This is a genomic window from Massilia arenae, assembly GCF_008014745.1.
GTDB lineage: Bacteria > Pseudomonadota > Gammaproteobacteria > Burkholderiales > Burkholderiaceae_D > Telluria > Telluria arenae.
The window spans coordinates 317949-337637 of record NZ_VPFD01000004.1; the positions used below are offsets into that span (position 1 = coordinate 317949).

Consider the following 19689-nt stretch of genomic DNA (forward strand, 5'->3'; position numbering starts at 1 on the left):
GCTTGCACCCGGGGCGCCATTATTCCGGCGCCGGTTCGAGCTCGACTTCTTCGAGGTCGGTCTCGACGATGCGCTGCAGGCCGGACAGCTTGGTGCCATCCTCGACCGCGATCAGGGTCACGCCCTGGGTCGCACGACCCATCTCGCGGATCTCGGAGACGCGGGTGCGAATCAGCACGCCGCCGGTCGTGATCAGCATGATCTCGTCGCTCGGCTCGACCAGGGTCGCGGCCACCACTTTGCCGTTACGCTCGCTGGTCTGGATCGCGATCATGCCCTTGGTGCCGCGGCCGTGGCGGGTGTACTCCGTGATCGGGGTACGCTTGCCGAAGCCGTTCTCGGTGGCGGTGAGGACGGTCTGCTCTTCGCTCTCGGCCACCAGCAGCGCGATCACTTGCTGGCCTTCTTCCAGGTTCATGCCGCGCACGCCGCGCGCGGTACGGCCCATCGGACGCACGTCGTTCTCGTCGAAGCGCACGGCCTTGCCGCCGTCGGAGAACAGCATCACGTCGTGCTTGCCGTCGGTGAGCGCAGCGCCGACCAGCACGTCGCCTTCATCCAGGTCGACCGCGATGATGCCGGCCTTGCGTGGATTGCTGAAGTCGCGCAGCGGCGTCTTCTTGACGGTGCCCAGCGAGGTCGACATGAAGACGTAGTGGTCTTCAGGGAAGGTGCGGTTCTCGCCCTGCAGAGGCAGCACGACGGTGATCTTCTCATTGTCCTGCAGCGGGAACATATTGACGATCGGCTTGCCGCGCGAGTTGCGCGAGCCTTGCGGCACTTCCCACACCTTGAGCCAGTACATCCGGCCACGGTTGGAAAAGCACAGCATGTAGTCGTGGGTATTGGCGATGAACAGCTGGTCGATCCAGTCTTCGTCCTTGGTCGTGGTCGCCTGCTTGCCGCGGCCGCCGCGCTTCTGGGCGCGGTATTCGGAGATCGGCTGCGCTTTCATGTAGCCCGCGTGCGACAGGGTCACCACCATGTCCTGCGGGGTGATCAGGTCTTCGGTCTCGAGGTCGCTGGCGTTGTGCTCGATGCTCGAACGGCGGGTGTCCTTGCCGTTGTCGGCGTACTCGGCCTTGATGGCGGACATCTCGTCGACGATGATCGTGGTGACGCGCTCTGGCTTGGACAGGATGTCGAGCAGGTCGGCGATGTGGGCCATCACCTCTTTGTACTCGTTGACGATCTTGTCCTGCTCCAGACCGGTCAGGCGCTGCAGACGCATCTGCAGGATCTCTTGCGCCTGCTCGTCCGACAGCTTGTACAGGCCGCTCTGCTGCATGCCGTAGTGCTTCGGCAGGTGCTCCGGACGGAAAGCGGCGATACCGCCGGACTCGCCCAGTTCGGTACGGTTGAGCATCTCGCGCACCAGGGACGAATCCCAGCTGCGCTCCATCAGCTCGAGCTTGGCGACCGGCGGGGTCGGCGCGGCCTTGATGATGGCGATGAAGTCGTCGATGTTCGCCAGCGCGACAGCCAGGCCTTCGAGCATGTGGCCGCGGTCGCGCGCCTTGCGCAGCTCGAACACGGTGCGGCGGGTAACCACTTCGCGGCGGTGCGACAGGAAGCACTCGAGCATCTGCTTGAGGTTCAGCAGCTTCGGCTGGCCATTGACCAGCGCCACCATATTCATGCCGAAGGTGTCTTGCAGCTGGGTCTGCTTGTACAGATTGTTCAGCACCACTTCCGGCACTTCGCCGCGCTTGAGCTCGATCACCACGCGCATGCCCGATTTATCGGACTCGTCGCGGATGTCGGAAATGCCTTCGAGCTTCTTGTCGCGCACGTTCTCGGCGATGCGCTCGAGCAGCGACTTCTTGTTAACCTGGTATGGCAGCTCGTCGATGATGATCGCGGTGCGGTTACCGTCGCGGCCCACTTCCTCGAAGTGGGTCTTGGCGCGCATCACCACGCGGCCGCGGCCGGTGCGGTAACCGTCGCGCACGCCCGAGACGCCATAGATGATGCCGGCGGTCGGGAAGTCCGGCGCCGGGATCAGCTCGATCAGCTCGTCGATGGTGCAGTCCGGGTTGTGCAGCACGTGCATCGCGCCGGCGATCACTTCGGACAGATTGTGCGGCGGAATATTGGTCGCCATGCCGACAGCGATACCGGACGAACCGTTGATCAGCAGGTTCGGAATGCGGGTCGGCAGGACCGTCGGCTCTTTCTCTTTACCGTCGTAGTTCGGCTGGAAGTCGACGGTGTCCTTGTCGATGTCGGCCAGGATCTCGCCGGCGATCTTGTCGAGGCGGCACTCGGTGTAACGCATCGCCGCGGCGCTGTCGCCGTCGATCGAGCCGAAGTTGCCCTGACCATCGACCAGGGTGTAGCGCAGCGAGAAGTCCTGGGCCATGCGGACCAGGGTGTCGTAGATCGACGAGTCGCCGTGCGGGTGGAATTTACCCATCGTGTCGCCGACGACGCGCGCGCACTTGAGGTAGGGACGATTCCACACGTTGTTCATCTCGTGCATCGCGTAGAGCACACGGCGGTGCACCGGCTTCAGGCCGTCGCGTACGTCCGGCAGCGCACGGCCCACGATCACGCTCATCGCGTAATCGAGGTAGCTCTTGCGCATCTCTTCTTCGAGGGAAATCGGGACTGTTTCTTTTGCGAATTGATCCATTGGGCGGGTCGACTGCTTTCAGGCGATGGTTATAAGTTGCAACGGACGATTCTACCATGCGACAGATAGCAGATGCTCAATTCCGACCGGTCCACTCTGGATGCTGGAAATCACGGGCGGGACGATGGAATGCGCACCAAATTTCCAGCATTGTCGTCCCCAGCCCGCTCCGCTTGAGAAAATGTTGCGGCGAAACAACGTCAAGCAATTAATGCTTGATGTTTGATTTGGGTGCAGTCGTGCGATTTTGGTGCATGTGGCAAAATGGACAGGAAGTCAATTGCTTGTTTCACAATACGAAACAGACGGAGCGGCCGCCGTGTTAATCTTATGACCACACATGGGAGCCCGTTTGAATCGCTACGGAATTAACCGAAAGGAAAAGAATATGAAGAAACTGATCACTGTTCTGCTCGCAGCGTCGGCCGCGATTGCGGGCGTCGCCTCCGCCCAAAGCGCCCCACCCTACGCGCCACTGACCACCGACATCCAGGCCCGTACCCCGTACAGCGCCTATGTACAGGACGCTCGCGGCGTGATCGCGCGCAATCCTTTCGGCCTGTGCTGGCGCACTGGCTACTGGACCCCGGCCGATGCGGTCCCAGGCTGCGATGCGCCGCTGTGCGTCGAGCCAGAGAAACTCGAAAACGGCAAGTGCGTCGCTCCGCCGCCACCGGCAGCGCCGGCACCGGCTCCAGCACCTGCGCCAGTCGTGGCCGCACCAGTGCCGACCTCGGAAAAAGTCAGCTACTCGGCCGACGCCTTCTTCGACTTCGACAAGGCGATCCTGAAGCCAGCCGGCAAGTCCTCGCTGGATGAGCTGAGCGCCAAGCTGGGCGACATGAACCTGGAAGTCATCATCGCCGTCGGACACACCGACTCGATCGGCACCGATGCCTACAACCACAAGCTGTCGATCCGCCGCGCCGAAGCTGTCAAAGCCTACCTGAAAGGCAAAGGCATCGAAGACACCCGCATCTACACCGAAGGCAAGGGCGAAAGCCAGCCAAAAGCGGACAACAAGACCGCCGAAGGCCGCGCCCAGAACCGTCGCGTGGAAATCGAAGTCGTCGGTACCCGTACCGTCAACAAATAATCGGCTCCAAGCCACTGTCGTAAGCCGTCGTCCCCGCGCAGGCGGGGACCCAAGTTTGCAAGCGTTTCGATAGCGCATGCAGTACTTGGGTCCCCGCCTTCGCGGGGACGACGTTTTTGCGCCGGAGACAAGTACATTTGGATCCCCGCCTGCGCGGGGACGACCTTCGCCTGCCGGCGGAGATCGATTTCCGCTATTATTCGAGCCATGACGACGACAAACGCAGACCCATTAGAAATCCAGAAGTTCAGCGAACTGGCCCACCGCTGGTGGGACCCGACCTCCGAATTCCGTCCGCTGCACGAAATCAACCCCTTGCGCCTCGAGTGGATCAACGCGCGCGCGCCGCTGGCCGGCAAGAACGTGATCGACATCGGTTGCGGCGGCGGCGTGCTGTCCGAATCGATGGCGCGCAAGGGCGCCAAGGTGACCGGCATCGACCTGTCGCAGAAGGCGCTCAAGGTCGCCGACCTGCACAGCCTGGAATCGGGCGTGGAGGTGCGCTATAAGCACATCGCGGCCGAAGAGATGGCCGAACAGGAAGCCGGCCAGTTCGACGTCGTCACCTGCATGGAAATGCTGGAGCACGTGCCCGATCCGGCCTCGATCGTGCGCGCCGCCGCCAAGCTGGTCAAGCCGGGCGGCCACCTGTTCTTCTCGACCCTGAACCGCAATCCGAAGTCCTACCTGTTCGCCGTGATCGGCGCCGAGTACGTGCTGCGCATGCTGCCGCGCGGGACCCACGACTACGGCAAGTTCATCACGCCGGCCGAGCTGGCGCAGTTCGTCCGCCAGGCCGGCCTGCAGGTCGACGGCCTGAAAGGCCTGACCTACAACCCGTTGACCAAGATCTATTCGCTGAACAACGACACCGATGTGAACTACATGGTGGCGTGCAGCAAACCGCTCTGAACGACATGACTTTTCCCACCGTGATGCCGGCACCGCGTGCCATCCTGTTCGACCTCGACGGCACGCTGGCCGACACCGCGCCCGACCTCGCCGCGGCCGTGAACTGGCTGCGCACCGAGCGCGGCCTGGACCCGACCCCGTACGAGGTGCTGCGCCCCACCGCCTCGGCCGGCGCGCGCGGCATGATCGGCGCCGCCTTCGGCCTGGCGCCGGGCGACGAGGGCTACGAGGAGTTGCGCCTGGCCTGGTTCGAACGCTACCAGTCCGCAATGTCGACCTATACAACCCTGTTCGACGGCATTCCCGAGCTGCTGGACGGCATCACGGACGCCGGCATGGCGTGGGGCATCGTGACCAATAAACCGTCGCGCTTCACCGATCCGCTGGTGCCGCAAATCGCGCTGGCGCACGCCGGCTGCATCGTGTCGGGCGACACCACGGGCTTCGCCAAACCGCACCCCGCCCCGCTGCTGGAAGGCGCGCGCCGGCTCGGCATTGCACCAGAACAGTGCTGGTACGTGGGCGACGACCTGCGCGATATCGAGGCGGGACACGCGGCCGGCATGGTCACCGTCGCCTGCGTCTGGGGTTATTGCGGCGCGATCGAGCCATCGACCTGGGGCGCGGACTACCTGCTCGAGACGCCGGCGCAGCTACTGGCGCTGCTGGGGCAGGTCTCTGAGGCGGCGCGGCAGGCCGAGCACGCGGCCTGATCTCTTCAGGATCCCGTTCAAACGGCGCCTTCCACGGCGCCGTTTTCTTTTGTGCCGACATGCTTACATCTATTTACGATTGATACAGGGGCACGTCTATCTCTCCGTCCGGCTCGCCAGTAATCTACGTCCATACGAACACGCCATACCAAACGGAGCAGATCATGGAAACCACGACCACCAACCGCATCCACCCACTGATGGCCGCTGCCGCCGCGTCGGTCATCGTCGTCAGCCTGACTGGCGCCGCCGCGATCACCGGCCTGCTGCCGACCTCGAACAGCGCGCCTGAGCCGAGCATGCCGCTGGCCGCTGCCTCGCCGTACGCGATGCCGCAGGCGGGTATGGTGCAGCCGAACGGCTATGTCGCCCAGCCTGGCCAGATGGCGCCGGTGGCAGCTAACGGTCAGCAACTGGTGCCGGCCATGGTTCCCGCGATGGTCCCGGCCCATCAGGTGGCATATGCCCAGCCCGTCGCCCAGGTGCAGCCTGAGCCGACTGTGATCATCAGGGAAAAACCGGTGGTGAAAGTGGTCGAGAAAACCCGCGTGGTGCACGCCAAGCCGCAGCCGGTGCGCTACGAAGAACCGCGTTACTCGCAGCCGGCGCCGGCGCCGGCACCGGCCCAGCAACCGAACTACGTCGGCATCGGCACCGGCGCCGTGATCGGCGGCCTGATCGGTAACCAGATCGGCGGCGGCAACGGCAAGAAGCTGGCGACTGTCGCCGGCGTGATCGGCGGCGGCATCATCGGCAACGAAATCGCCAACCGCAACGGCCGCTAAGCAAGCGCTAACTTACTTTCTCTCTCCCCTTGGCCGCGGACCTTCAGTCTGCGGCCTTTTTTTTGAACACGCCGACGATGATATCGCTCGGGAACATGCGCAGCACGGGGATCGCGCACATGATCGCCACGTACTGGAGATAGAGCGACATGGTCGGCACATTGCCGGCGCAGCGCAGGCGCTCCAACAAGCCCTTGGCGCGCAGTGCCGGCAGCTCGGCCGCCTCGGCCAGTTCGAAGCCCTGCCCCACCACTAGTTGCTGCAGATTGCGCGGATTGAAATAATGGACGTGCGGCGAAGGCAGGTCTTTCTGCCACAGCCGTTCGAACGGCCCGCGCCAACCCAGACGCGCGATCAGCTTCGACAGCCGGTAGAAGAAGCCGCGGCTGTTCGGCAGGTTGAGGATCAGGATGCCGCCGTCGTGCAGGCGCGCATGGCAGGCGGCCAGCGCGCTGCGGATGTCGGGAATGTGTTCGATCACGTCGTTGAACACGATGACGTCAAAGCGCTCGCCTTCCCTGAGTACGTCGGGAAAGTAGCCGGAACGTACCGGCAAGCCGCGCGCGGCGGCGCGGGCGCCGACGACGGCATCCGGCTCCACGCCCAACACGTCGAATTGCTCGCGCGCCGTCTCGAGGAACCAACCGTGGGCGCTGCCGACGTCGAGCAGGCGCGGCCTGCTGACGCTGACGTGGCGCCGGGCCCAGGCGACGATGGTGCGGAAGTTTTCCAGACGCAGCGCCTTGAGGCCGGCCTCGCGCTCGGCTTCGTCCACGGCCGGGCCTTGATGGGCATTGATCGCCACGCTCAAGGCCGCGCTTTCGTAATCGCAAGCTGGACATCTCGCATGCCATCCAGCCAGGCCAGCCATCTGAGTACTGCCACAAACGATGCACGTCATGTCGGACCTCGTCAGCATGTCGAATCCTGTTAGCATATTGCAATTAAGCTATGCATTGTAGGTTTTTTACGATGACAGACTTTAAGCAGGCGCTAAGGAACAGCGCTGTACATCCTTGACACTTGGAGTACAATAGAGTTTCTTGACGTTGGGGGCGACCTGGTTTCGACGTGGGTTGCAAAGCAGCGCAGGGCATACCGAGGACTGGTTACCTCGTAAATACATCCAGAAATCAATAACTGCAAACGATAACTCGTACGCACAAGCAGCTTAATTGCTGCTAGCTCTACAACACCTCGCCTCTGGGGTGAGTCGCAAGACTAGTAGAGTCATTTACAGAGGCTAGGAATCAATCGGGTTACTTGGTTGCTTCCGAAATTTAAGGTAACTCGCTTGTACAAAGGGTGCACATCCCCGTTGTATAGGTCAAATCAAATGATAGTGCTAAGTATGTAGAACTGTCTGTAGAGTGCTTGCGGACGCGGGTTCGATTCCCGCCGCCTCCACCAACCTCTTTTCAAAAAGCCGCTGATTCGTCAGCGGCTTTTTCATTTCCACCATCGTCATTGGCATGTCAGTCCATGCCAGCAATTCCGTGCCGACGCGCCCCGCCTTCCCACGTAGAGGTACTGGGTCCAACTGTATGCATGCGCCGCTTCGCCGTGGGATCCGGCGCTGCAAACATCCTCGCCCTGCACACAATCCGCTCGCCGCAAGTCAGGGTCGCGTCATGCAGCATGACGCCATCGACCGAATCGTCCAGCATCACCTCCGCCACCAGCAATCGGCCGACACAGGCGGGCGCAAGGAACTGGGCGCTGCAGCGTGTCGGCGGGCGCGGCTGCGACACACCATCTTGCGTTGTGCGTGACAACATCGCGAGGAGGAAGGCCGACTGCTGCGCGAACTCGATCAGCAGTGATTCGCGCAAGACCTGCGCACCGCCCGGCACATGCGCGGCCACGAAAGCGTCGCCGGCTTCGATCCGGCGGCAGGTGCGGATATAGTCCGGCGGACGGCATTCGACGACCCGCTCGACCAGGATCCATCCCGGCGCAATCGGCAACAGGCGCTCGATTTCGATCCGCTTCAATGGGGCAATCGTCGCTGCGGCGGTGTCGCGCACAATGAGTTCCTCTCAGCCAGCGCCTGGTAACTGGAAGACCCGCAAAATAAGGACGAGTTCAAAATCAACGCGATCCGCATGACATGGATTAAGGCAGGCGTCGGGACCCCAGGGCCTGTGCGTTTCTTGTCTCCAGGCCATTCTTGCGTTACCATGCCCCCGCCCTTGGGGAGTAGCCTACTTCCGCAACGGAAGTTCCCGTATCAACATACTTGACGTCTCCACGTCATGGTGCGGAAGCCTTCTGGTTGGCAAGACCATTGGCATGTTCGCGCGACGATCGGGCCGTGCGACATGCCTTGTGTCGTGCCCGATCGGAAAGCTGTCATGACTCTCGCTGCAATCATCATCCTCGCCCTCGCCATGTCCACCGACGCCTTCGCCGTCGCGATCGCCATGGGTTCACGCCGTGCCCACGTCCTGTTCAAGGATGCGCTCAAGGTCGGGCTGCTGTTCGGGATCATCGAGGGTGTGACGCCGCTGGTCGGCTGGGCCATGGGCAGCATCGCCGCGTCCTACGTCGAAAGCTGGGACCACTGGATCGCCTTTGTCCTGCTCGGCGGCCTGGGGATTCGCATGATCGTCGAAGGCTGCGGCGAGCCGGATGACGACGCGGACGATCCCGCCCGCCCCTTTTGGCTGCTGGCGCTGACCGGCTTCGCCACCAGCATCGATGCGATGGTGGTCGGGGTCAGTTTGGCGTTTGCGGATACCGGCATCCTGTGGCCGGCGCTGGCGATTGGGCTGGCGACGCTGACGATGGTGACGTTGGGATTGTTGATCGGCCGCCGCATCGGGGCCGTGGTGGGCAAGCGGGCGGAGATCTTTGGTGGGCTGGTGTTGATTGCGGTGGGCTGCGTTACGCTGTATGAGCATTTGCAGTGATGCTGGTCCTTCAGGCGATCGGGCTTCGGTTGCAGAGCTTGGGTCCCCGCCTGCGCGGGGACGACGTGCTTGGGCTAACTAGGGAAGACGTTCTCTCGACTCGACGAAATCACGACGTCGGCCCCGGGTCGCTGCCCGCCTGCTGCAGCACCATCAGCTGCTTCTGGATCGCCTCATTGAAGGCCGGGATGTCGTCCGGCTTGCGGCTCGTGATCAGCTTGCCGTCGACGACGACTTCTTCATCCGTCCATTCCGCGCCCGCGTTGCGCAAGTCGTGCTGCAAGGTCGGCCAACTGGTCAAGTGCTTCGACTCGGCCACACCAGCATCGATCAGCGGCCAAGGCCCGTGGCAGATCGCGGCGATCGGCTTGTCCTCGTCGCCAAAGGCCTTGATGAAAGCGATGGACTCAGGGCTCAGGCGCAGGCTGTCCGGGTTGGCGACGCCGCCCGGCAACAGCAGCAGGTCGTAGTCGCCCGGCTTGGCGTCCTGCACGCTCAGTTCGACCTTGAATTTCTGGTCCGGCGTCAGGTGATTGAAACCCTGGATCTCCTCGCCGGCCTTCTTGGGCGAGACCAGGATCACCTTCACGCCCAGTCCCTCGAGGAAGCGGCGTGGTTCGGTGTATTCGACCTGCTCGACGCCGTCGGTCATCAGGACCGCGACGCGCCGGCCCTGCAGGGATTGGGTGGCGGCCGGCTCGACGTGATCCGCCGGCTGCATATTCGCTACTTGTTGCATAAAGCCTCCTTGTTCAATGCGGTTCATTCGCATCGATTGTAGGTCGGCTGCCGCGTCCGCGGCGCGCGCATGCCTGTCAGCACGTCGCGCCCGCTCATCCCGGATTCAGTCCAGCAGATAGCACACGTCATCGCGGTCGCGTCCGCCTGTCTGGGTGCACAGGAAACCATCCAGCCCCAGCCGCACCGAGCCATCCAGGCAGGCGCCGTCGACGTCCTCGCGCCGCAGCACCACCTGCAGCTCGCGGTACGGCACGTCGATCGCGAACCGATCCAGCAAGGCGGCCAACGCCCTCGCCCCTTCGGCGCCGGGCAGGAAGCGCTCGAAGGCATGCGCATCCACCGGCCCCAGCCGGATGCGCATGCCCAGCTCGGGCCGCAACAGCCGCGCGCCCGCGGTGGCGCCCTCCCCCAGCACGCAATTGCCGCACGCCAGCCGCGTGCGCTGCCCTGGCGCGAGCACGTCCCAGCGTCCGGTAAATTGTTCCACCCGCACCGGCACCCGGAAATAGGCGCGCAACACGCCCGCGATCGACTCCGCACTCACCACCCGGCTGCGCAGCGGCGCCGCGAACCAGGCCAGGCTAGCCGCCTCCACGCCGGGCATGTCTTGCGCGCGCGCCGGCACGCCGGCCAGCGCCAGCAGCAGCGGCAGGAAGCGGTCCACGTCCGGTTCCATCGCATGGCGCACCCGGTACTTGCACCAGGCCCGGTAGAACAGCGCCACCTGGCGGCTCGACAACAGGTCGAGGAAGGCGCGCGGCCCCTCGTCGCGCACCGCAAGCTCCCAGGCGGCGAAGCGTTCGGTGTAATGCAGCGGCAGGGTTCCCATCACGCCCAGCAGACCCATCAGCGTGGGCGTGACGCTCACCGCCGGCACGCCCTCGGTGGTGGGCACGATGGTCTCGATCTCGCTGGCCGGAAAGGCCAGTGCCAGGCTGTTGCGAAAGCGGATCAGGCCGCCCAGCGCATGCTCGGGCGCGATGCCCTGGTGCGCCAGCCAGCACACCAGCAGCCGCACCGCCTGGAAGAATTCGTAGCGCTGCGGTTGCCGCAGCAGGTCGACCACGGCGCTCGTACGCCTGACAGCGCTCACACCAGCGCCAGGCTGCCGTTGCGGGGCTCGCATCGCAGCAACTCCTTATCGCTCTGCCCCGACACCAGCACCAGCCGGGTAAAGCTGTTCAGGTGCACATACAGGCCCAGGAAACGGCTCACGACCTGGGCGAACACGAACAGGCTACTGCCGGCGAAGGCTTCCTCATCCACCGTCATGCGCACCTCAATGCCGTGCACCAGGCTCGCGCCGTAGCGGTTGCGCAGCCAGGCCGTGGCCGGGATTGACGCCATCGCGCTGACGCCAGCGATCTGGCGCTGCGAGGCGCCAGACCGAGGCAGGTCGTACAGGGCCAGGGTCTCGCGGAAGGCATCGAGGTCGGCCAACGAGCGGTGGTTCAGCGCCAGTTGCGTCACCAGGCGCCAGTGGGTGCCGTTGCGGTTGCCGAAGCGCAGCGGCGCGGAGGGCTTGCGCAGCAGGCGGATCGGCAGGCCGCTGGTGGCGGTCTCGCTGGCCAGGTCGCCGCCCGGCGCCTTGATGCCGACGCCGCAGGCGGCTGCGCCGTTGCTGCAGGTGAGGTCGATCGAGGCCACGCTGGCATCCTCGCCCAGGAGCGAAAAGTCGTCGCCGGTGAAGGCGATCTTCATGCGGTGGCGGCTGTCGCCACGGTCGTCGCGGCGCGCGAACCAGTAGCGCTGGCCATGCTCGTCCCCTTCGCCATGGCGCAGGCCATAATAAGGCCGGTACTCGACGCTGGCGGTCTTGCCATCCTCGGTGCTGAGCACGTGCACCGCGTCGATGCTGTAGACCTCGACGCCCTCCTCGTGCCGGCTCGGCGCCACGTCGTACATCGCCGAACGGTGCGTGATGCGCACCGGCGCCGCCGCCTGGCGGAACAGGTTCACCACCGGCACGCAACCGGTAAGCAGGTTGGCGGCCGACAGCGCGCGCAGGATGCGCGCCGGGCTGGCGTCGGCGTGCATGCCGGTGAGGAGGAAATGCAGGGTGAAGCGGCGCGCGCCGGCCGGCAGCAAGGGCGCCAGCCGGGCCAGGTCGAGGTCCAGGAAGTGGAATTTGTCGGGAAAGGCAAAGTACTCGGTCAGCAGCCGGTAGGCCGGATGCGCATGGTCTTGTTCCGGCACCAGCGCCTCGTCGGGCTCCAGGCCGCCCAGGTGCAGGGCAGCGCCGTCGAGGCGGCGCCAGCCCTCCATGCCCTCGGCCTCGACCCAGGTCTCGACCACGTTCATGCCCAGGGCGTCGATCAGCGCCGCCGCCAGTAGGCCGTCGCCGTCCACGTGCAGGCGCAGACGCGGCAGGCCGCGGCCGTACAACATGCGCGCCGGCAGCGCGCTGTCGAAGGCGATGCCGATGCGGCTCGCCGCACGCGGCGGCAGCCGGATTCGCGGCGGGACGTGGGCCACCGGCTCGAACCAGGCGCGCGCCACCCGCACCGGCGCCAGCGCCAGCTCGGCCGTGGTGCGAAACACGCAGGGCGCGCCGCGCGCCTTCAGCGAACTCATCTCGGTGCCGCGCGGCACCGCCTGCACGTGCTCGACCTTCCCGACCCGGGCCAGCTGGTCGCCGCCGTCCACCTGCGCGATCGAGCAGCTCGGCAGACCATACAGGAAGTGCGGATACAGGCTGCCCAGCAAGGCTTCGGTCAGTTCGGGGTAGTCGTCGTCGAGCTTTTTCGCGGTGCGCGCATTGAGCAGCGCGCAGGCCTGGATCAGGCGCCGGATATGGGGGTCTTCGCTGCCTTCCGGCCCCAGCCCCAGCTCGGCCGCCAGGCGCGGATACTGGTGGGCGAGTTCGCGACCGACGGTGTTCAGGTAGACCAGTTCGCGCTCGAAATACGGCAACAGTTCTTCCATGAAAACCTCCTCGGGCTGTCGCTCTACGGTGGTGCAGATCGCGGCAAGTTGCCTTGCGACGGCGCAACATTAACGATGGGATAAAACTTGTTGCGCTAAAGAGATCGCGCCTCTTAATACCGGCCTTGACAATAAGTCAGTAAAATCACGGGTCCATCGACCTATCGCCGCATCATGACCACCGCCACCACAGCCGCCGCCACCACCCCCGTACGCACCGAGATCGCCACCCTCTGGCGCCTGTCGTGGCCGGTGCTGGTCGGCCAATTGGCGACGGTCGGCATGGGCGTGGTCGACGTCGCCCTCACCGGCCACGTCAGCGCCGACGAGCTGGCGGCGGTGTCGCTGGGCACGGCGGTGTGGTCGATCGTGCTGGTGACGGTGATGGGCACCATGATGGCGATTAATACCGTGGTCGCCCACGAGATCGGCGCCGCGCGCCACGACCGGGTGCCGCACTCGGTGCGCCAGGCTATGTGGAAGGGCTTGCTGGTCGGCCTGGTCGGCTGCCTGTTCGCCAACCTGTGCACCTTGCTGTTCGACCATATCGGCATGGAGGCCCACGTGGCCGACCGTGCTTCGCTGTTCCTGCACGTGATCAGCATCGGCATGCCGGCCTTCGGCGTGTATCGCGCGCTGTATGGCTATACCACCAGCATCAACCAGACCAAGCCGATCATGTGGATCGCCATCCTCGGCCTGGTGTTCAACACCGTGGTCGCCTGGGTACTGGTGTACGGCAAATTCGGCTTCCCGCAGCTGGGCGCGGTCGGCTGCGCGATCTCCACCGCCAGCGCGCTGTGGCTGATGCTGGGCGCCATGCTGTGGTGGGTCACGCGCGCGCCGGCCTACCGCCTCACTTACCCCTTCGACCGCTATGAAGGGCCGGATGCGCGCGAGATCGGCGCCCAGTTGCGCCTCGGCCTGCCGATCGGCGTTACTTATTTTGCCGAGGTCAGCGCCTTCGGACTGATCAGCCTGCTGGTGGCGCGCTATGGCGTGGTGCAGGTGTCCTCGCACCAGATCGCGCTCAATTTCGCCTCGCTGGTGTTCATGGTGCCGCTCAGCTTTGCGATCGGCATGCTGACCCGCGTCGGCCAGGCGATGGGCGAAGGCGATCCGGTGCGCGCGCGCTTCGTCGGCTGGGTCGGCGTGGGCGTCTCGGTCAGCTTCGGCGTGGTGGCGGCGCTCGGCATCGCCCTGTTCCGCTGGGAGATCGCGGCCATGTACACCTCGGATCCGGCGGTGCAGCAGGTGACCGCCAACCTGCTGCTGTTCGCCGCCCTGTTCCAGCTGTCGGATTCGACCCAGGTGGCGACCGCCTCGGCCATCCGCGGCTACCAGGTGACGCGCCCGCCGATGGTGATCCAGTTATTGTCGTTCTGGGGCCTGTCGCTGCCGCTCGGCTGCATCCTCGGCCTGGCGCCGGCCTGGTTCCCGTGGGCGCCTGCCGCGCCGATGGAAGCCACCGGCTTCTGGATCGGCCTGGTGGTGGCCCTGACGGTGGCGGCGGTCCTGCTGACCTGGCAGTTCGAGAAGCTGGCGCGCCAGCGTATCCGCGACGGCGCGATGGCGCAGCCCCGCTGACTCTGGTATCGTCTCGCGATTGCTGTAAATTAATAATCCTCAAGAGACATCAATGCGCCCTCTTCTCCTTCTCCTGGCCGCCCTCGCGGCCTCTCCCGCCATGGCCGAACGCCTGACACTGGACCGCATCTACGGTGAAGCCTCGCTGGCCGGCGCCAGCGTGCGCAATCTGCGCGTGTCGCCCGACGGCGAACGTGTGACCTTCCTGCGCCCGCGCGCCGACGACCAGTACCGTCTCGACCTGTGGGAATACAACACGAAAAGCAAGGCCACGCAGCGCCTGGTCGATTCCAAGCAACTGGTGCCGAACGAGGAATTGTCGCTCGAGGAAAAAGCACGCCGCGAACGTGCGCGTACCGCCGGCCTGTCGGGCATCCTCAACTATTACTGGTCGCCCGACGGCAAGCGCCTGCTGGTGCCGATCGGCGGCGACCTGTATCTCGTCGATGCCGCCAAGCCGGAAGCCGCGCGCAAGGTCGCCTCAGGCAACGTCATCGATCCGAAGATCTCGCCGCGCGGCCGCTATGTGTCCTTCGTGCGCAACCAGAACCTGGTGGTGATCGATCTGACCACCGGCGCCGAGCGTCAGCTGACGACCGATGGCAAGGGCACCGTGCACAATGGCGAAGCGGAATTCATCGCCCAGGAAGAGATGGACCAGCACACCGGCTACTACTGGGCGCCGGACGATTCGCACATCGCCTACCGCCGCTACGACGACGCGCCGGTGCCGGTGGTGCGCCGCTTCGAGATCTTCGCCGACCGTACCGAAGTGATCGACCAGCACTACCCGGCCGCGGGCGATCCGAACGTGGCGATCGAGCTGATGATCGTCGATCCAGCCACCGGCGCGCAGCGCAAGATTGACCTCGGCCAGGACAAGGACATCTACCTGGTGCGCGCCGACTTCAGCGCCGACGCCAAGACCCTCGTCTACCAGCGCCAGACGCGCGACCAGAAGCGCCTCGACCTGGTGGCGGTCGACGTCGCCTCGCTGGCCCAGCGTCCGCTGTTCTCCGAAACCTCCAAGACCTGGGTCGAAGTCCATAACGACCTGCGCTTCCTCAAGAACCGCCAGGCCTTCGTCTGGGCGTCCGAGCGCAGCGGCCGCAAGCACCTGTATTTGTATGACCTGAACGGCAAGCTGCTGCACCCGATCTCGCGCGGCGACTGGGGCGTGGACAATATCCTGGCCGTCGATGAAGGCGCCGGCAAGATCTATGTGTCGTCGAACCGCGACGCCGTGATCGACAAGCAGACCTATGCGCTGTCGCTGGATGGCCGCGGCGCCGACAAGCCGGCCCGCATCACCCAGGGCGATGGCTGGCACGAGGCCTCGTTTGCCGGCAACGGTAAATTGTTCGTCGACACCTATTCGAATCCGAGCACCCCGCCGCAAGTGTCGATCCGCCGCGCCGATGGCAGCATGGTCGAGTGGATCGAGAAGAACGAACTCAACGCCAACCATCCATATACGCGTCATCTGGATTCGCACCTGCCGACCGAATACGGCACCCTGAAGGCGGCCGATGGCCAGACCCTGCACTATTCGATCATCAAGCCGGCCGGTTTCGATGCGAATAAACGTTACCCGGTGTTCCTGTTCACCTATGGCGGCCCGCACTCGCAGCGCGTGACCCGCGCCTGGGGCAATTATTTTGACCAGTACATGGCGCAGCAAGGCTTCGTGGTCTTCCGCCTCGACAACCGCGGCTCGGGCCGGCGCGAGCGCCAGTTCACCGACGTGCTGCACAACAACCTCGGCAAGCACGAGGTCGAAGACCAGGTGGCCGGCATCGACTGGCTGGCCAAGCAGAGCTTCGTCGATCCGAAACGCGTGGGCGTGTTCGGCTGGAGCTATGGCGGCTTCATGACCCTGCGCCTGCTGTCGGCGGCATCGGACAAGATCGCGATGGGCGTGTCGGTGGCGCCGGTGACCGACTGGGCGCTGTACGACACCCACTATACCGAGCGCTACGTCGGCGGCACGCCGAAGGGCGATCCGGAAGCGTACAAGCGCAGCGGCGTGTTCGCCCACCTGGACGGCATGAAATCGCACCTGCTGCTGATCCATGGCATGGCCGACGACAATGTGCTGTTCTCGAACACCACCCTGTTGATCGACGAGCTCGTGAAGCGCAATGTGCAGTTCGACCTGATGACCTATCCGGGCGCCAAGCACGGCATGTCGGGCCGCACCAACCAGCGCCACGTGTATGGCCTGATCGAGTCCTACTTCAAGAAGCAGTTGGGCGGCACGCAGCCGAACTGATCAAGCTAGAAACTGCACGTCAAATGCACGTCGTCCCCGCGAAGGCGGGGACCCAAGCTTGCAAGCGTCTCGATAACGCAAGCAGTACTTGGGTCCCCGCCTGCGCGGGGACGACGTATTTCAGCTAACTGAAAGCTTACGGACGTGGCGTTGGACGGTTCACTTCGTCCACGGCATCCTTCACGACTTCTTTCGCGTCGCCATAGGCTTCCTGGGTCTTGCCCTCAGCCTGGTTCGCCAGGCCCTTGGCCTGCTGTTCGGTGCTGCCCACCACTTTACCGGCGCCTTCTTGAATCTTGCCGCCGATGTCTTTCAGTTTGCCTTCGACTTGGTCTTTGTTCATGGTGTTCTCCTTGAGTAATGCATGCCTGAATGGCCATGCGATGGATACAGAATAGCCCTTTCGCGCCTGCTCATCTGTTAGCGCACGCACACAGTGATGCGACCCCATCCGCGCGACATTTTTATGGCTTAAATGCTAATCTTTTCTTGCAACGCGGCCCGCCGCTCAAGAAGAGAATCCTCCATGAATAACAACAATAGCGACACCGTCCCGGCAACCCACGAAGCCACCCACGCCCAGCGCCGCCTGGCGCGCCGCGTGACCCTCGTCAATGGCATCGCCGTGCTGTTCATCCTCGGCCTGGCCGCCGTCGTGCTGGCGGCCGATGCGCTGTTGCTGGTGTTCGCCTGCGTGCTGTTCGCCATCCTGCTCTACAAATTGAGCGAGATCATGCATCGGCGCTTTCACATGCGACGCAAGCTCGCGCTCGGCATCGTCGTGCTGCTGCTCGGCGCCATCGTCGGCCTGGGCGGCTGGGCCATGGCGCCGCAGATTTCCGAGCAGTCGACCCAGCTGGCGAAGGAAATCCCGGCCGCGATCGAACGCCTGCAAGGTGAAGTTGCACAGCATCCCCTGCTCAAGCGCGTCGTCGACGAACTGCCGCCGCCGGAAGACATCGTCAAGCAGATGAGTTCGATGGTGCCGAATGCCGGCCTGTTCTTCACGGGCGTGCTGGGCGCCCTCGGCAACGTCGTCATCATTATTTTCGTCGGCATTTATTTTGCCGCCACGCCGGGCGTGTACACCGGCGGCTTCATCCGCCTGATCCCGCAACACAAGCGCGGCCGCGCCCGCGAAGTCATCGACGAGATGGGCGATTCACTGGCCAGCTGGCTGCTCGGCAAGGCGCTGTCGATGCTGATCGTCGGCACCACCACCGCGATCGGCCTCTCCCTGCTGGGCGTGCCGCTGGCGCTGATCCTGGGCATCATTGCCGGCCTGATGGACTTCATCCCCTACCTCGGCCCGATCATGGCTGGCATCCCGGCGGTGCTGCTGGCGCTGTCGATCAGTCCGGAAATGGCGATGTATGCGCTGCTGCTGTTCGCGGCGATCAATATGCTCGAAGGTTATGTGCTGCAGCCGATGATCGAAGCCAAGGCGATCGATCTGCCGCCTGCGCTGGTGATCGTGATGCAGTTGATCTTCGGCACCCTGTTCGGCTTCGCCGGCGTCGCGCTGGCGACGCCGCTGGCGGCCGTCCTGTCGGTGCTGGTCAAGATGCTCTATATAGAAGACGTGCTGGGGGACAGACCGGCGAAGGGAGTTGGGTCCAGTTGATCTGCCTCGCTTCTGGAATGCCGCGCCGTGGCATTCCAGAAAATGCCGGCCCAAAAACAAAGCCGCGCGATTGCGCGGCTTTGTCGTGGAGCAGAAGGCGGATCAACGATTGCCTTTGGCGATTTCTTTCACGTCGCCGACTTTCTTCTGAACCTTGCCCTCAGCCTGGTTCGACAGGCCTTCGCTCTGTTGCTGGCGGCTGCCGACTGCTTCGCCGACCTTCTGCTGCACCTTGCCGCCGATTTCCTTCGCCTTGCCTTTGACTTGATCCTTGTTCATTGCAATCTCCTTGCCTGTTACGTGGATGAGCCTTAAGAATAGGATTAACTTCCAGGCGGTTCTGTTCGACGCTTAACAAACAGGCTTACGCCAGACGCTGGCCAGCCACGGTTGCTGGTCGCGCGGCAAGCCGGGCGGACGGTAGTAGTGATGCAGCGCCGTGAAGCCGGCCGCGAGCAGATAGCATTCCCACGTGGCGTAGTCGTAATAACTACCATAGCGCGCACCGTTCCAGCCTTCCTGGTTGTCGCCGCGTGGATTCGAACTGAACAGCACTCCGCCCGGCTTCAGTGCGGCGTGCAGATGTGTCAGCACCTGCGGCAAGGCGGCGCTCGGCACATGGAACAGCACGGCATTGGCAAAGATGCCATCAAAGGTCTCTTGAGGCAGATCAAGGTGCAGGAAATCCTGGTGCCATACCTCGCAGCCGCTGTAGTCGCGCGCCATGGCCACGAAGCGTTCGCTGCCGTCGACGCCGATGGCGCGGTGACCGAGCGCGCTGAAGGACTTGAGGTCGCGCCCCGGTCCGCAGCCCAGGTCGAGGATGGTGTAGGGCGCCGGGACCGCGATCGCGTCTAGCAGGGCGGCGATGTTCTGGCTGACGTCGTGGTCGATCGTGCCGGCGAAGAAGGATTCGGCATTATGCTCGTAATGCGCGAGCGTGCGGCGGGCGATGTCGTCGTGCGCGTCGTGCGTGTGATTGTTCTCATGATCCATGACGACAGTATGCCAGCTGGCGGCCCCAGAAAAAAAATTCAAAAAAAATTCAAAGAAACCCTAAAGTTCCCAAAATCCCTGCCGTAAAAGAACCAGACAACCGGCAATCCGGCCGGAGTTTCATTGTTTTGGTGGCAACATGAACGCAAACGAAGTCCTCTCGATGTACGAAAACCTGGCTGGCCTGACCCGTCAGATGTCGGATGCCGCCAAGGCCGGAGACTGGAACGAGTTTGCCAACCTGAACGTCGAAGCCAAGGTCGAAGCGCGCAGCGCCACTGCCGGCATGCCGGCCCTGGAAGGCGCCCAGCGCCTTCGCAAGATCGACCTGCTCAAGCAGCTGATGGCCAACGACCGCGCGATCCGCGACGTGACCGAGCCATACGATGGCCAGCTGGAGCGCGCGCTGCAAGCGCACTGATTCCTGGCGAATCCTGAATCAAGGCACCTGCGGGTGCCTTTTTTGTTGCCGGAATAAGTAATAGTGGCGC

At 64.0% G+C, this 19689-nt stretch carries 18 protein-coding genes, 1 other RNA gene and 1 riboswitch; of the genes, 10 read left to right on the top strand and 9 right to left on the bottom strand.

The annotated features are described in order from the left end of the window. Nucleotides 1-19: 19 nt before the first annotated feature. Nucleotides 20-2635 (bottom strand): DNA gyrase subunit A, encoded by a 2616-nt coding sequence (gene gyrA, locus FVD38_RS05575; RefSeq protein WP_147933899.1) that lies wholly within the window; start codon nt 2633-2635, stop codon nt 20-22. 388 nt (nt 2636-3023) lie between these two features. Between gyrA and ompA the strand changes: the two genes are divergently transcribed. The 4 genes from ompA (at nt 3024) to FVD38_RS27125 (ending at nt 6141) form a co-directional block, all read left to right on the top strand. Continuing rightward, on the top strand, nt 3024-3731 hold the full coding sequence (gene ompA / locus FVD38_RS05580; RefSeq protein WP_147933900.1) for an outer membrane protein OmpA: 708 nt from the start codon (nt 3024-3026) through the stop codon (nt 3729-3731). Between the two features lie 207 nt (nt 3732-3938). Continuing rightward, entirely contained in the window at nt 3939-4643 is a 705-nt protein-coding gene (gene ubiG, locus FVD38_RS05585; protein ID WP_123070614.1) for a bifunctional 2-polyprenyl-6-hydroxyphenol methylase/3-demethylubiquinol 3-O-methyltransferase UbiG, read from the top strand. 5 nt (nt 4644-4648) lie between these two features. Further along, nucleotides 4649-5356 (top strand): HAD family hydrolase, encoded by a 708-nt coding sequence (locus FVD38_RS05590; protein WP_187271481.1) that lies wholly within the window; start codon nt 4649-4651, stop codon nt 5354-5356. Nucleotides 5357-5520: 164 nt separating this feature from the next. Then, nucleotides 5521-6141: a glycine zipper 2TM domain-containing protein gene (locus FVD38_RS27125; RefSeq protein ID WP_147933901.1), complete on the top strand. Its 621-nt coding sequence runs from the start codon at nt 5521-5523 to the stop codon at nt 6139-6141. A 43-nt stretch (nt 6142-6184) separates the two neighbouring features. On the opposite strand, the gene FVD38_RS05600 is transcribed toward FVD38_RS27125, so the two are convergent. After that, a complete protein-coding gene (locus FVD38_RS05600; protein ID WP_229493447.1) occupies nt 6185-6946 on the bottom strand; it encodes a class I SAM-dependent methyltransferase in 762 nt (253 codons plus the stop codon). 246 nt (nt 6947-7192) lie between these two features. On the opposite strand from FVD38_RS05600, the gene ssrA reads away from it, so the two are divergent. Continuing rightward, nucleotides 7193-7551, top strand: a transfer-messenger RNA (tmRNA) gene (gene ssrA, locus FVD38_RS05605). A 65-nt stretch (nt 7552-7616) separates the two neighbouring features. On the opposite strand, the gene FVD38_RS05610 is transcribed toward ssrA, so the two are convergent. Beyond that, a complete protein-coding gene (locus FVD38_RS05610; protein WP_147933903.1) occupies nt 7617-8168 on the bottom strand; it encodes a hypothetical protein in 552 nt (183 codons plus the stop codon). A gap of 155 nt (nt 8169-8323) precedes the next feature. Beyond that, nucleotides 8324-8492, top strand: a riboswitch (yybP-ykoY riboswitch). A 3-nt stretch (nt 8493-8495) separates the two neighbouring features. Here FVD38_RS05610 and FVD38_RS05615 point away from each other — a divergent pair. Further along, nucleotides 8496-9053, top strand: a complete 558-nt coding sequence (locus tag FVD38_RS05615) for a manganese efflux pump MntP (RefSeq protein WP_147933904.1) — start codon at nt 8496-8498, stop codon at nt 9051-9053. 109 nt (nt 9054-9162) lie between these two features. On the opposite strand, the gene FVD38_RS05620 is transcribed toward FVD38_RS05615, so the two are convergent. The 3 genes from FVD38_RS05620 to tssF all read right to left on the bottom strand — a co-directional run bounded on the left by FVD38_RS05620 (nt 9163) and on the right by tssF (nt 12719). Further along, nucleotides 9163-9792 (bottom strand): type 1 glutamine amidotransferase domain-containing protein, encoded by a 630-nt coding sequence (locus FVD38_RS05620; protein ID WP_147933905.1) that lies wholly within the window; start codon nt 9790-9792, stop codon nt 9163-9165. Nucleotides 9793-9897: 105 nt separating this feature from the next. Further along, on the bottom strand, nt 9898-10887 hold the full coding sequence (tssG, locus tag FVD38_RS05625; RefSeq protein WP_229493431.1) for a type VI secretion system baseplate subunit TssG: 990 nt from the start codon (nt 10885-10887) through the stop codon (nt 9898-9900). Further along, nucleotides 10884-12719, bottom strand: a complete 1836-nt coding sequence (gene tssF / locus FVD38_RS05630) for a type VI secretion system baseplate subunit TssF (RefSeq protein ID WP_147933907.1) — start codon at nt 12717-12719, stop codon at nt 10884-10886. The genes tssG and tssF overlap by 4 nt, the downstream gene beginning before the upstream one ends. A gap of 174 nt (nt 12720-12893) precedes the next feature. Here tssF and FVD38_RS05635 point away from each other — a divergent pair, with 174 nt between their 5' ends. Further along, the gene (locus FVD38_RS05635; RefSeq protein ID WP_147933908.1) at nt 12894-14306 is read left to right on the top strand and encodes an MATE family efflux transporter; all 1413 of its coding nucleotides are present in this window, start codon (nt 12894-12896) and stop codon (nt 14304-14306) included. A gap of 52 nt (nt 14307-14358) precedes the next feature. Further along, the gene (locus FVD38_RS05640; protein WP_147933909.1) at nt 14359-16578 is read left to right on the top strand and encodes a S9 family peptidase; all 2220 of its coding nucleotides are present in this window, start codon (nt 14359-14361) and stop codon (nt 16576-16578) included. A gap of 136 nt (nt 16579-16714) precedes the next feature. Here the strand turns inward: FVD38_RS05640 and FVD38_RS05645 are convergent, their stop codons facing one another. After that, entirely contained in the window at nt 16715-16921 is a 207-nt protein-coding gene (locus tag FVD38_RS05645; RefSeq protein ID WP_147933910.1) for a CsbD family protein, read from the bottom strand. Between the two features lie 183 nt (nt 16922-17104). Here FVD38_RS05645 and FVD38_RS05650 point away from each other — a divergent pair, with 183 nt between their 5' ends. Further along, the gene (locus FVD38_RS05650) at nt 17105-18202 is read left to right on the top strand and encodes an AI-2E family transporter (RefSeq protein ID WP_147933911.1); all 1098 of its coding nucleotides are present in this window, start codon (nt 17105-17107) and stop codon (nt 18200-18202) included. A gap of 102 nt (nt 18203-18304) precedes the next feature. On the opposite strand, the gene FVD38_RS05655 is transcribed toward FVD38_RS05650, so the two are convergent. After that, complete coding sequence (locus FVD38_RS05655) at nt 18305-18481, bottom strand: CsbD family protein (protein ID WP_137174977.1); 177 nt, start codon at nt 18479-18481, stop codon at nt 18305-18307. 72 nt (nt 18482-18553) lie between these two features. Continuing rightward, complete coding sequence (locus FVD38_RS05660) at nt 18554-19198, bottom strand: class I SAM-dependent methyltransferase (protein ID WP_147933912.1); 645 nt, start codon at nt 19196-19198, stop codon at nt 18554-18556. A gap of 139 nt (nt 19199-19337) precedes the next feature. Between FVD38_RS05660 and FVD38_RS05665 the strand changes: the two genes are divergently transcribed. Further along, nucleotides 19338-19619 carry a flagellar protein FliT gene (locus tag FVD38_RS05665; RefSeq protein WP_147933913.1) on the top strand — a complete coding sequence of 94 codons (282 nt, stop codon included), beginning with the start codon at nt 19338-19340 and terminating at the stop codon, nt 19617-19619. Nucleotides 19620-19689 lie beyond the last annotated feature (70 nt).